The sequence below is a fragment of the Pseudoalteromonas sp. T1lg48 genome (genome assembly GCF_002964785.1).
In the GTDB taxonomy this organism is placed as follows: Bacteria; Pseudomonadota; Gammaproteobacteria; order Enterobacterales; family Alteromonadaceae; genus Pseudoalteromonas.
Window position 1 is genome coordinate 56,236 of record NZ_PQCC01000004.1, and the last position, 13,637, is coordinate 69,872.

The window sequence follows — 13,637 nt, forward strand, 5'->3', positions numbered from 1 at the left end:
GTTAATCCTGTACTTCGATTGGGATGATTTGGCGCTCACCCTGCTTTTGGCCACCAAATAAGTTCACACCTGAACTACCGCCACTACAGCCGTTACCAAAACTAAAACCACAACTGCTCTTCATATCATAAGCATCTTCGGCATAAGCCTTATGACTGGTGGGGATCACAAAGCGATCCTCATAGTTTGCAAGCGCCATAATGTGGTACATGTCTTCTACCTGAGCCTGGGACAAGCCAACTTGTTTGAGCACCTCGAGATCAAGTTCTCCATCCACCTGCTCCGAACGCTTGTAAGCGCGCATTGCAAGCATGCGTTCAAGCGCATGTATCACCGGCTGTTCGTCACCTGCCGTTAATAGGTTAGCCAGGTATTTAACCGGTATACGCAGCGACTTGAGGTCGGGAATCACCCCGTTCATGCCCACACTGCCCTGTTGTGCAGCACTTTGAATTGGACTCAATGGCGGGATATACCAAACCATAGGCAAGGTACGGTATTCTGGGTGCAGTGGCAGTGCCACTTTCCAATCCATTGCCATTTTATAAACCGGTGAGTCGATAGCCGCATCCAACCAGGCCTGGGGAATGCCTTCCTTACGGGCCGCTTCCTGAACCTCAGGGTCGTTCGGATCAAGGAAGATATCGCACTGAGCCTGATACAAGTCTTGCTCATTCTCGACACTGGCCGCCTCTTCAATGCGCTCAGCATCGTAAAGCATCACACCGAGGTAACGGATACGACCAACACAGGTCTCTGCACATACGGTGGGTTGGCCGCTCTCAATACGTGGGTAACAGAAGATACACTTTTCCGATTTGCCGGTTTTCCAGTTGTAGTAGATCTTCTTGTACGGACAGCCACTGACGCACATACGCCAACCGCGACACTTATCCTGGTCGATTAGCACAATGCCATCTTCTTCACGCTTATAGATAGCGCCGCTTGGACACGAGGCCACACAAGCTGGATTTAAGCAGTGCTCACACAGGCGCGGCAGATACATCATGAAGGTCTTTTCGAACTGGCCATAAATGTCCGCCTGAATTTGATCGAAGTTTTTATCTTTACGACGATTCTTAAACTCGGTACCCAGGATTTCTTCCCAGTTTGGACCCCAGTTGATCTTCTCCATGCGTTGGCCCGAGATCAGGCTGCGTGGACGGGCAACCGGTTGATGCTTGCTTTCTCCTGCCTTATGAAGGTGTTGATAGTCGAAGTCGAACGGCTCGTAGTAGTCGTCAATTTCCGGCAAGTCCGGGTTGGCGAAAATGTTCGCCAGCACCCGGTGTTTTGACCCTTGCTTGGGCGTGATTTTGCCATTTTTATGACGCTGCCAACCGCCATTCCACTTTTCTTGGTTCTCCCATTCTTTGGGGTAACCAACGCCTGGTTTACTTTCAACATTGTTAAACCATGCGTATTCCACCCCTTCACGTGAGGTCCATACGTTTTTACAAGTGATTGAGCAGGTGTGACAACCGATACATTTGTCGAGGTTTAACACCATGCCTATTTGTGCTCTTACTTTCATCTCTACGCCCCTTATTCGGTGTCTAGCCAATCGACTTTGTTCATTTTTCTTACCACGACAAATTCATCACGGTTGCAACCGACTGTGCCGTAGTAGTTAAAGCCGTAAGATTGTTGCGCGTAGCCACCGATCATATGGGTTGGCTTCATCACCGCTCTGGTCACCGAGTTATGGATACCGCCACGGGTTTGCGTGGTTTCCGCTCCCGGCACGTTAACAATGCGCTCTTGGGCGTGATACATCATGCTCATGCCCTCTGGGACACGTTGCGATACCACCGCGCGAGCAGCTATTGCGCCATTGACGTTGAACACCTCGATCCAGTCGTTATCGACGATGCCCGCCTTCTCGGCGTCTATCTCAGACATCCACACAATTGGACCGCCTCGCGACAAGGTCAGCATTAACAAGTTATCCGAATAGGTGCTGTGGATACCCCACTTCTGGTGCGGCGTGATCCAGTTCAGGGCGATTTCCTTATTACCGTTCGGCTTCTTATTCATGATCGGCTTAACGGTTTTCAGGTTAATGGGCGGCTTATACACGCACATGGTTTCACCGAAATCGCGCATCCACTCGTGATCCTGGTAGAACTGCTGACGACCGGTCACGGTGCGCCATGGGATCAGCTCGTGCACATTGGTGTAACCGGCGTTGTAAGATACGTGCTCGTCTTCAAGACCCGACCAGGTTGGAGAGGAGATGATCTTACGAGGCTGGGCCTGAATGTCGCGGAAGCGGATTTTCTCTTCTTCCTTCGGCTTGGCCAGATGGGTATGGTCGATACCGGTAAACTCACCGAGCGCCTCCCAAGCCTTGACTGCAACCTGACCATTGGTTTCCGGCGCCAGTGACAGGATCACCTCGGCGGCATCGATAGCGGATTCAATCCGCGGACGACCGCTGGCATCACCAGTCGAGCGCGATAAGCGGTTCAACTGGCCGAGGAATTTCACCTCATCCTTGGTATCCCAGCTAATGCCTTTACCGCCGTTGCCTTGCTCTTCGAGCAATGGACCTAGGCTGGTAAAGCGATCATATAAATTAGGGTAATCACGTATGACAGTGACCATATTCGGCGCCGTTTTGCCTGGTATTAGGTCACACTCGCCCTTCCACCATTGTTTAACTCCAAACGGCTGGGCAATTTCAGCCGGTGTATCGTGCAGAATTGGCACAGTAACCAGATCTTCTTCTTTGCCCAGGTGACCTACCGCTAATTTAGATACATTCTTGGCGATCCCTTTGAAGATATCCCAGTCTGAACGCGCTTCCCACACCGGGTCGATGGCTTTCGACAAGGGGTGGATAAAGGGGTGCATGTCTGAGGTATTCATATCGTCTTTTTCATACCAGGTTGCGGTCGGTAACACGATGTCCGAATACAAACAGGTGGTAGACATACGGAAATCTAAGGTCACAAGTAAGTCTAGCTTGCCTTCGGCCGCCTCATCATTCCACACCACGTCTTCAGGTTTCACTTCACCGCTTTCGCCTAAGTCTTTGCTCATCAGGCCATGCTTGGTGCCCAGTAGGTGACGCAACATGTATTCGTGGCCCTTACCGGATGAACCCAGCAGGTTAGAGCGCCAGATAAACATATTACGTGGGAAGTTTTGCGGGTTATCCGGATCTTCACAGGCAAATTTCAGCTCACCCGATTTAAGCCCCTCAATCGCGTAGTCCTTAGCGCTGACCCCCTTTTCTTTGGCGGCTTTACACAGCTCAAGCGGGTTCATGCTCAGTTGTGGAGCCGAGGGCAGCCAACCCATCTTTTCAGCACGGACGTTGTAATCGATGATCGAACCCTGCCATTTTTCCTTGTTGGCGACCGGTGAAATCACTTCGTCCATGCGCAGTTTTTCGTAGCGCCATTGGTTCGAGTGGTTATAGAAGAAGGAGGTCCCGTTCATATGGCGTGGTGGCTTTTGCCAATCCAGGCCAAACGCCAGCGGCTGCCAACCAGTTTGCGGACGGAGCTTTTCCTGACCGACATAGTGGGCCCAGCCACCACCTGATTGACCGACACAACCGCATAGCATCAGCATGTTGATCAGGCCACGGTAGTTCATATCCATGTGATACCAGTGGTTCAACGCCGCCCCCACGATGATCATCGAACGACCTCGGGTCTTGTCAGCATTTTGCGCAAACTCGCGAGCGATCTGAATCACATCGGCGCGCGGTACCCCGGTAATTTGCTCCTGCCAGGCCGGCGTGTAAGGGATGTCATCGTCGTAACTATGCGCCACGTTGGCATCATCATAGCCGTTATCAACACCGTAGTTGGCCACGGTTAAATCGAATACCGTGGTCACCAATACCGAGCTGCCGTCTTTGAGTTGAATACGCTTAGCCGGCACCTTACGGGCAATAATGTCGTCATGGTCGGTGTGTTGGAAGTAACCGAACTCATGTTCACCGCCACCGAAGTAAGGAAAATTCACCGCAACAACTTCATCGTGACCATGCTTAAGGCTGGTTTGCAGTTTCACTTCTTCACCCGTGGCGCCATCAAGCTGCTTAATGTTCCACTTGCCCTTTTCGCCCCAGCGATATCCCACGGAGCCGGTTGGTGAAACCAGTTCGCCGCTGTTTTGATTCACGGCAATGGTTTTCCATTCCGGGTTATTGTCCTGACCCAAGTCATCGGCCAGATCCGAGGCTCGCAGGAAGCGGCCCTGGTTATAAAGCGTTGCGCCTTGCTGCTCGCCCCTTCCCTGGGACTCACCCGCTTCGCGGGCCGCTTTCGCTTCGCTGTCGCGTCCAAAATCGTTCCCGTCGGTTTTGTCAAGCAGGACCAGCATGGGGAAATCGGTATAGCGACGCACATAATCGTCAAAGTAGTCGCTGTGACCATCGACATGAAACTCTTTCAAAATGACATGGGCGAAGGCCATGGCTAGTGCCGAGTCAGTGCCTTGTTTTGGTGCTAGCCAGTGATCGGTTAACTTTGACAGCTCCGAGTAATCGGAGGTGATAGACACCACCTTGGTACCCTTATAACGCACTTCGGTGAGGAAGTGGGCATCGGGAGTACGGGTTTGCGGCACGTTCGAGCCCCAGGCCAGAATATAGTTTGAGTTATACCAGTCAGCAGATTCAGGAACGTCGGTCTGCTCCCCCCAAATTTGCGGTGAAGCCGGCGGTAAATCGCAGTACCAATCATAGAAGCTGAGACAGTGACCACCAAGCAGAGATAAGTAACGCGCACCCGCAGCATAAGACACCATCGACATGGCCGGAATGGGCGAGAAACCAACCACACGGTCGGGACCATATTTCTTTGTGGTATAGATATTGGCCGCAGCAATAATATCATTTACTTCTTGCCAGTCGGCACGGATAAAGCCACCGAGCCCGCGTTGTTGTTTGTATTCTTTCGCTTTTACTGGGTCTTCGACGATAGAGGCCCAGGCATCAACCGGATCTTGGTGTTGCAGTCTTGCAGCACGCCATAACTTTATCAGACGCTTACGTACTTTCGGGTGTTTAAGACGGTTAGCACTGTAGATATACCAAGAATAACTGGCACCACGCGGGCAGCCGCGCGGTTCATGATTTGGCAAATCAGGACGAGTACGGGGATAGTCTGTTTGTTGTGTCTCCCAGGTAACCAAACCATCTTTGACATAGATTTTCCAGCTACAACTTCCGGTACAGTTTACCCCATGTGTCGAGCGCACAATTTTATCGTGCTGCCAGCGACGGCGGTATCCATCTTCCCACTCTCGGTCTTCATTGGTAGTAACACCATGTTGACCGGCAAAGGCAGTTTTTTGCGTTTTAAAAAACTGCAACTTATCTAAAAAGTGACTCATTTTTCACTCCTACATTATGGTGCGCTTATATTTTGGAAGCAGTGACTAGGCCCCAAAACGGCATTTGTTATGGCGAATATTAAGCACTGTAAGGGAAGTGAATTTGATATGGATCAATTTCATTTAGGCGCCAGAGAAGCGGGGCAAAGGGCGCTACCTACAAGGTGGTATGTCACTTTTTACCCACCCCCCTATACTGGGCGCCTGCAATGAGGTCCGCGTAAAATATGTCGAAAAATACGCGTTTTTGGATATTATGGGGTAGTTACATATTTTGAGTAAGTTTATGTTTAAAAAAGCCAGCCGCTCGGTCGTTTTTAGAATCACATCCATGATGGTGAGCGTCATCTTAATGGCCTTTGTGAGTATTTTTTCCTCCATGTATACCTCAGAACTCAGTGAGTTTGACGGCAAGGCCATTAACCTGTCTGGTTCTTTGCGAATGATGAGTTATCGCATCACCACACAGGTGGCGACTGCGCAACAAACCGGAGATGCTCAAAGCCGTGAAAAAGTGGCTGTGCTTATAGAGAACTTCGAACAGCTATTGAATGACCCGGTATTAAAGAAAGATTTTGCGCGCTTTGAACAGGAGCAGCTTGAACAAGACTATTTGGCCATTAGTAGCCAGTGGCAACAGGAAATTAAACCCAGGCTATTGAATGCCGGGGATAACTTTACTCTCGCACCATTTTTACCAAAATTAGAACATTTCGTAGAAGCCATAGACACCTTAGTGAATGGCTACCAAAGTGTGTTAGAGCAGCGCCTCTCTTTACTGCGAGTCATTCAAACCATCACCCTATTCGCCACCTTGGCGCTAATTTGCCTTTCTCTGTACTCTATTCACCAACATATTGCGCAACCACTTAAAGAACTGACACTGGTGGCTCGTAGCTCATCCCGTGGCGACCTAACCCAACGCTCCAAGGTCGAGCGTGAGGATGAACTCGGTCTGTTATCGCAAACACTCAATGCGGCAAATGATCGCGTGGCCGCAATGTACCGCGATTTGGAAAAGCGTATTGAATCAAAAACACTGCAGCTCAAGCGTAACAACAATATCTTGGCGCTCCTGTATGATGTGGCACAACAAATTAACGAGTCCCATAGTGGCGAGCTCAACTATGCCGAAGTCACTAAGCAGCTCAGCACCGTGAGTGAATTAAAAAATATCGATTTATGTTTAGCGACAGCCGACGGCAATACCCCTTTTCAACACATAATTACCCAACCCAGCAGGACAACTCCGAGTTCCTGTGAAGTAAAAAAATGTAACGATTGTTTCAAAGGCGGTATTCACTATGACGATAATATTGAAGCCGTGCAGCATCGTTACCCAATAGAGCGTAATGACATTAACTTCGGTGTATTAGTGGTCAGTTTGCCCAAAAACGATAGCATTGCCGATTGGCAACGCGATCTGCTGCAAACGTTTGCCGATCAATTGGCATTGGCATTAAGCATCAGCACCCAAGCAGACCAGCAAAGACGGATAGCGTTACTGAATGAGCGCTCTATCATTGCCCGAGAACTGCACGACTCGTTAGCCCAATCACTGTCCTACTTGAAAATCCAGGTTACGCGCTTGGAGAAAGGCCTTGCACAAGTGCCAACAGACAAAAAAGTGGAAGCGCCAATAGCAGAGCTAAAAGAGGGCCTGAGCTCGGCCTATCGGCAACTGCGTGAGCTTCTCACCACGTTCAGACTACAAATTGACAACGGCGGACTGCGTTCAGCACTCGTCAGCACCATAGAGAAGCTCTCAGAGCGCAGTGAGATGACTATTCGACTACATTATGACTGCGTCAATGTGCCCTTCAGTGCCAATGAGGAAATACACATACTGCAGATCGCCAAAGAGGCACTGCAAAATGCCCTCAATCACTCCAAAGGCACCGACGTCGAATTGCAACTTGTGGAAGGTGACGACAAACAGGTGTCACTGACCATCACCGACAATGGGGTCGGCTTGGGCAATGCGCAAAGTCAGCTTAACCATTATGGTACAGCGATAATGATGGAGCGAAGCCACTCGCTGCATGGTGAGCTCACCATCAGTAATGGCATCGCTGGCGGGGTACTGGTTAAATTTGTATTCACCCCAGAGTATCTGCGTAAATCACAGCAGCCTCAACAATGGTCGAAAGACTCCACTTCTAGCTAGCTCACCACTGCCCATAAAAAAGAGTCCAAGTGCTGTTAGGCTACTTGGACTCTTGATGACGGTGGCCTGCTGTTGCCACCTTGCGGATGAAACTGTCTAAGGGTTATAAAACTCACCGTTTTTGCGCAGATAGAACCACCAGTTAATCAACAGGCAAACCGCGTAGAATACGGCAAATCCAATCAGCGCAACCTCAGGGGTCGTTGCTTTAATTTGCTCCCCCAACACTTTAGGAATATAGAAAGCGCCATAAGCTGCCACAGCGGAAGTCCAGCCCAGTACAGGACCTGCCTGCTCTTTCGGGAAAACCATCGCAATGGTGCGGAAGGTAGAACCATTACCAATACCCGTTGCAGCAAATAAGATAAGAAACAGGACAAAGAAAGGCACAAAGAACTCTTCAGGCGCTCCAGATTGGTAAGCTTGCTTCATGTAATAAGCAACACCTAACGCACTTGCCACCATGACAGCTGAACACACTTGAGTCACCAAAGCGCCGCCAAACTTATCCGAGATCCAGCCACCAACAGGACGTATAAGCGCGCCAATAAAAGGTCCCATCCACGCATACATCAACGCACTCGGTCCATTAGGGTTCACCGTATCATGCGTCATTACGCCATCAACCATGACGTGTTGATAACCAAAAATCACTTTAATGGCCAACGGGAAAGAAGCCGCAAAACCGATAAATGAACCAAAGGTCATGGTGTAAATAACGCTCATCACCCAGGTGTGTTTGTTATTAAAAATTTTGTATTGGCGATCCAGAGATTGCCTAATTTGACCCGGCAGCGCCTTGAGTAAAAATACCGTTGAAGCCACAACCAGCACCAAGACAATTTCTTTCGGAACATCAAACCCAGATCCATTTGCCGCTTCAGGCAAGAGTAACCATAAACCAAATATTGCAGTTGCAAAGCCGATTAACAGCATCACCGTCATCAGGCCAAAACTAGTCAAAGGACCATCAATGTTGGGAGACACTTCTTCGGTGGTTATGTTATTCATACCCAGCCAGCCGAGGAAGAACAGCGGTACTAAAAATAGCAGCCACACATAACCCGCATTATGAATATAGGTATCACTGCCAGCAGGTATTTTACCGATGAGCGTGCCCGAGGTATTAACCAGCGTCATTGGGTCGCCACCAAAGAAACTGTAAGTCATAAACAAGGGCACCAGGATTTGCATGGTCGTAACGCCAAAGTTACCCAACCCGGCATTAAGTCCCAACGCTAAGCCCTGCTTCTTCTTCGGGAAAAAGAAACTGATATTAGACATACTGGAAGCAAAGTTTCCGCCACCAAGACCCGATAGCAAGGCTAGCACCTGAAACACCCACAGAGGCGTATCTTTATCTTGCAGCGCAAAGCCTGTGCCTATCGCCGGGATCATTAACAAGGCGGTGGTAAAAAAGATGGTGTAACGCCCACCACATAAGCGAATAAAGAAACTACTTGGAATACGCAATGTGGCACCGGTTAACCCGGCAATCGCCATCAAGCTAAATAAGTCCGACTTCGCAAATGGAAAGCCCAAATTGAGCATTTGTACAGTAATGATGCCCCAATATAACCAAACAGCGAAGCCACATAATAGACTCGGAATAGAAATCCATAGGTTTCTACTCGCGACTTTTTTACCTTCGGACTCCCAAAAACGTTCGTTTTCCGGGTCCCACGTTTTCAGATCACTCATAATCAGATCTCTTGGTTTTTGAACAGTGTGCTCACTATCCGTTGCCAAGAGGAGGCAGACATAAATATCAAGCGGTAGGTATTACTACCCACAATGACTGATAGGACCAGACTTATCTTCAGGTCAAAACATGCCGCCCGCACGACCCCAGCGTATTTACTGGGCTCACCTCCAGTCGACCATGACACCCAACTACCTCTTTGTGGGTAGTTCAATAAATAACATCCAAAGGAGTGAAAATTTAAAGTAGAGTAACCATGATTTAAATCAAATTTTTAGTGAAGGCTTTTCGCCATCATGACTCAAGAACAACAGAAGCAGGAGCAGCAAGTGAGCAATACCCCAGCAACCATAATGCTTGTGGACGACCACCCATTATTTCGCAAAGGGCTTCAACAGCTGATCGAAATGGAAGATGATTTAGCGGTAATAAGCCAATACAGCAACGGCACAGACGCTATCTCTGGCGCATTAAAAGATGATCCTGACTTGATTATCCTCGACCTCAATATGCAGGGGATCGATGGCTTAGAAACGGTGAAACAAATGCGTCTGCAAGGGGTCACTGCCCGCATTATCATGTTGACTGTCTCTGATAATGATGAAGATGTCATTGCTGCCATTACCAATGGCGCCGACGGTTACCTGCTCAAAGACATGGAACCGGAAGATATTGTGGTTAATATCAAGCAAGCCGTTACCGGGCGCATGGCCATATCTGAACGCCTCACAGAAACACTCGCAACAGCACTGCGTCGTCCGAATAAGAAATCGGAAAACCCGCTCGATGGCCTCACCAGCCGCGAGCTGGAAATACTTAAGCTGATCGCTAAGGGCATGAGTAATAAGCTGATCGCCCGGGAGTTAGATATCTCGGACGGCACCGTCAAAGTGCACGTAAAACATGTGCTGAAAAAACTGAGTTTTCGCTCACGCGTTGAAGCCGCCGTATGGATGGTCGACCAAAATAGTTAGAGGTAGTTATGCATTGTGATTGTGATTCGCTCCCTGCGAAACTAAAGCCTTTCGAGCAAGCGCTTGCTGAGCTGCTGGCGAGCGCCCAGCCCATACAAAAAACGGAACATGTGCCACTGAAAGACTTGCCAGGCAAGGTGTTGGCCGAGCCCATCTATTCCAGTCATGATATTCCCCCTTATGATAATTCAGCCATGGATGGATACGCTGTCTGCCTTGATGAGCAGCAGCCAGGCACAAACTATGAGGTTGTGGGAACCTCACTGGCAGGCCATCCGGCAAAGGTTTCCTTACTGCCGGGGCAAGCAGTCCGCATCATGACCGGGGCACAAATCCCAGCCGGAACCTCTGCCGTTATCATGCAGGAAAAAGTAGAGCGTATCGGCGACCATATTCAATGCTGTACGCCACCGCCGATAGACGCCAATATTCGAAAACAAGGCGAAGACATTAGCAGTGGTCAGCAATTATTACCCGCAGGACATCTTGTAAGTACGCGTGATATAGCGCTTTTGAGTGCGGTAGGCATAGGTACGGCCCTAGTCTTTCAAACTCTTACCGTGGCACTTATATCCACGGGAGACGAGTTGGTTGAGCCTGGCGCTAGCTTAGGGCAAGGACAGATTTACGACTCAAACCGCCATCTGTTGCATGCCATGCTCGTAAATTTAGGCGTGCAAGTTATTGATATGGGAATTATCGCGGACAACCCGCAAACCATTAGGGAGTGCTTCCTGTGCGCCAGCGAATCGGCCGACGTTATTATCACATCAGGAGGCGTTTCCGTTGGCGATGCAGATTATGTCAAACAAATCCTCAGCGAGCTTGGCAGCATTGATTTTTGGAAAATAGCCATAAAACCAGGAAAACCGTTTGCCTTTGGCAAACTCGGCGATGCCGCCTTTATCGGTCTACCAGGCAACCCGGTGTCTGCGGCGGTTACGTTTGACCAACTGGCGATTCCTTTTCTCAAAGCCATGGCTCATCAACCACCGGGCGTTAATACAAAATTGTCGGCGGTCGCTCGAGTCGATTTTGGTAAAAAACCTGGGCGCACAGAGTTTCAGCGCGGCTTTACCACGCAGGATGCGCAGGGACAATGGTATGTTGAGTCTGCAGGAAAGCAGGGCTCAGGGATATTGTCGGCCTTGAGCCGCGCTAATTGCCATGTACTGCTCACAGAACAAAGCTCGGGTGTGAAGGCGGGCGAACAGGTTGAGATTATTCCTTATCAATACCTATAAGCCCAAGGGGCTTTGAGCCCCTCTGCCTCCAACAAACGTATAGTTTTGCACCTGCGCCATTAAGACAGTAACATTGGTAAAAAATTTTTCTGTCTTAACATGCGCTTAGTCACAGTCACCACCATCATTTTCGCCAGCCAGCTTGCTTTTAAGGCCGAGGCAACAACTCAACACAATACACTGCAGGATGTTGAGCGTATCACAACCACGGCCTCGCGCTTTGCCTTCGATGATGATATTAATGCCCTGTCCATCAGTACGGTCAATAATGCCCTGTTATCGCAGCTAGGCGCTACGCATATAGAAAAAGCACTGCAAACCATCGCAGGGGCCAATATCCAACATGGCAATGGTCAGGAATATTTACCGGCGCTACGTTCACCCGTCTATACCGGCGCCGGCGCCTGTGCCGCCATTTTAACCCTAGAGGACGGCATTGCGTTGCGCGCGCCGGGCTTTTGTAACGTCAACGAACTGTTTGAGGCCCATAGCGAAATGGCCCAGCGCATTGAGGTACTTAAGGGGCCGGGCTCGGTGCTGTATGGCAGCAACGCCGTGCATGGGGTGATTAATGTGATCACCCAGGACCCAACCCTGGGTGGTGGTTTCGGCGCCTTTGATATGGGCTCCTACGGCTATAAACGCGCAAAACTGCGCGCCGGCCAGGATTATGGCGCCCAAGGAATAGGCTTTAACGCCAGCGTCACTCGCGATTCCGGCTATCGCGATGACGAGAGCGTGGATCAGGAAAAGTTTAACCTAAGACACCGTTATGACGGCGATAGCCTGACGCTGCAAAGTGGCTTTAGCTACACCAACCTAAAGCAACAAACCGCGGGTTATATCGAGGGTTTTGAAAGCTATAAAAACCCGGAACTGACGCAGCAAAACCTCAACCCCGAGGCCTTTCGCGATAATCGCGCCATGCGCTTATGGTCAAAGCTGCGGTGGCAATACAGTGATCTCACCGACCTAGCCATCATCCCCTACGCCCGCGATCAACGCATGACCTTTCGCAAGCATTTTTTGCCCGGCAAACCGCTTGAGCACAATGCCCAGCATGGTGTCGGCGTGCAGACCCTGCTTCAACACCGGTTGAACGAACGCTGGCGACTACAGGCTGGACTCGATGCCGAATACACCCAGGGCAGCCTGTGGCAGTTTCAGGAAAACCCGACCTCGGGCTCAGCATTTTTACAGGCCACCATACCCCAGGGTAAGCACTACGATTACGACGTATATGCCACCGGCTATGCCCCCTTTGTGGCCTTGCAGTATCGCCACAAGGGTTGGCAAGCCAACCTGGGAGCCCGCTACGAATGGCAGCGCTACGACTACCATAACCGCATGCTAGATGGGCGCACCAAGGACGACGGCACGCCCTGCGCCATGGGCGGGTGTCGTTATTCTCGCCCCGGCAGCGACGTGAGTTATTTTGATGATCTCTCACCGAAACTGGCGCTCAGTTATCGCGTTAACGCCACACTGTTGACCTTTGCCAATCTTGCCAAGGGCTATCGTGCGCCCCATACTGCCGAGTTGTATCAGTTGCAACGTCAGCAAAGCCTTGCCGAACTCGATAGCGAAACCTTGGACAGCCTGGAGCTGGGTGTAAAGGGGGATTACAAGCACTGGCAATTTACCCTGTCCGGTTATCTGATGCACAAGGACAATGTGATTTATCGTAACAGCGACTTTTTTAACGTGAGTCAGGGTCAAACCAAGCACAGAGGGATTGAGCTCGAACTCGATTACCAGTTTAACAACGCCTGGAGTCTGCAATTGGCGATAGCCAACGCCCTGCACACCTATACCCATAGCCAACCCCAGGGCGAGGTGGATATTCGCGGCAATATTATCGACACAGCGCCACGTCTTATCGCCGACAGCCGTCTCAATTGGCGGCCAAGCGCTGACCTGTTAGTGTCGCTACAGTGGCACCATCTGGACGACTACTTTACCGATGCCGAAAACCTGCACAGCTATGCAGGCCATGATCTGCTTAGCCTACGGGCCAGCTGGCAGTTCGATAAAGGCTGGCAAGCCATTGCCCGTATAGAAAACCTGACCGATGAAGCCTATGCGGAGCGCGCCGACTACACCTCTTTCAGTGGCGATCGTTACTTCCCAGGCAGACCCAGAACGGTGTTGTTCACGCTTCGTTATCAATGGGATTAACCTTGGTTAATCTCGCC

The 13,637-nt window shown here is 50.2% G+C and carries 7 protein-coding genes; 4 read left to right on the plus strand and 3 right to left on the minus strand.

Annotated elements, in window-relative coordinates:
• Position 1 precedes the first annotated feature (1 nt).
• Both narH and C2M29_RS05690 read right to left on the minus strand, forming a co-directional pair.
• Complete coding sequence (narH, locus tag C2M29_RS05685; RefSeq protein WP_105188837.1) at positions 2-1,534, minus strand: nitrate reductase subunit beta; 1,533 nt, start codon at positions 1,532-1,534, stop codon at positions 2-4.
• Between the two features lie 11 nt (positions 1,535-1,545).
• A complete protein-coding gene (locus C2M29_RS05690; protein ID WP_105188838.1) occupies positions 1,546-5,355 on the minus strand; it encodes a nitrate reductase subunit alpha in 3,810 nt (1,269 codons plus the stop codon).
• Between the two features lie 286 nt (positions 5,356-5,641).
• Here C2M29_RS05690 and C2M29_RS05695 point away from each other — a divergent pair, with 286 nt between their 5' ends.
• Positions 5,642-7,522 (plus strand): histidine kinase, encoded by a 1,881-nt coding sequence (locus tag C2M29_RS05695; RefSeq protein WP_105188839.1) that lies wholly within the window; start codon positions 5,642-5,644, stop codon positions 7,520-7,522.
• A gap of 96 nt (positions 7,523-7,618) precedes the next feature.
• On the opposite strand, the gene C2M29_RS05700 is transcribed toward C2M29_RS05695, so the two are convergent.
• On the minus strand, positions 7,619-9,223 hold the full coding sequence (locus C2M29_RS05700) for an MFS transporter (RefSeq protein WP_233998365.1): 1,605 nt from the start codon (positions 9,221-9,223) through the stop codon (positions 7,619-7,621).
• Positions 9,224-9,520: 297 nt separating this feature from the next.
• On the opposite strand from C2M29_RS05700, the gene narL reads away from it, so the two are divergent.
• The 3 genes from narL (at position 9,521) to C2M29_RS05715 (ending at position 13,620) form a co-directional block, all read left to right on the plus strand.
• Positions 9,521-10,198 (plus strand): two-component system response regulator NarL, encoded by a 678-nt coding sequence (gene narL / locus C2M29_RS05705; protein WP_325050581.1) that lies wholly within the window; start codon positions 9,521-9,523, stop codon positions 10,196-10,198.
• Between the two features lie 8 nt (positions 10,199-10,206).
• On the plus strand, positions 10,207-11,442 hold the full coding sequence (gene moeA, locus C2M29_RS05710) for a molybdopterin molybdotransferase MoeA (protein WP_105188841.1): 1,236 nt from the start codon (positions 10,207-10,209) through the stop codon (positions 11,440-11,442).
• A 99-nt stretch (positions 11,443-11,541) separates the two neighbouring features.
• Positions 11,542-13,620 (plus strand): TonB-dependent receptor, encoded by a 2,079-nt coding sequence (locus C2M29_RS05715; RefSeq protein ID WP_105188842.1) that lies wholly within the window; start codon positions 11,542-11,544, stop codon positions 13,618-13,620.
• Positions 13,621-13,637 lie beyond the last annotated feature (17 nt).